Source organism: Photorhabdus viridis (assembly GCF_040256935.1).
Classification (GTDB): domain Bacteria; phylum Pseudomonadota; class Gammaproteobacteria; order Enterobacterales; family Enterobacteriaceae; genus Photorhabdus; species Photorhabdus viridis.
Genome location: NZ_JBEJZY010000544.1, coordinates 1 through 223, shown reverse-complemented (window position 1 = coordinate 223; position 223 = coordinate 1). Strand labels below are relative to the sequence as shown.

The 223-nt window shown below is 57.0% G+C and carries 1 protein-coding gene; it reads right to left on the bottom strand.

Annotated features, from left to right (window positions below; translation table 11 throughout):
- On the bottom strand, positions 1-206 hold a 206-nt coding region (locus ABR397_RS24475; protein ID WP_350307943.1), incomplete at its 3' end, for a toxin VasX.
- Between the last annotated feature and the right edge of the window lie 17 nt (positions 207-223).

The following is a 223-nucleotide window of genomic DNA, read 5'->3' as shown; positions in this document are numbered from 1 at the left end:
TAATCCATCACCGTATTCAGGGTATCTGCCGTGACCTCGCTGATCCCCTCCCCTTCCGGCACCCCTCGCCATTGCCAGGATTTCACGCACTGCATCCGCTTTTCCCGCGCGTCGGGGTGATCGTGATAATACTGTATTGTCTCCGGACTCCAGGCCGACGGCGAGAAGGCCAGCCAGGTATCCTGACGCAGCGCGATATCCTGCAATACGATAAACTCTACAT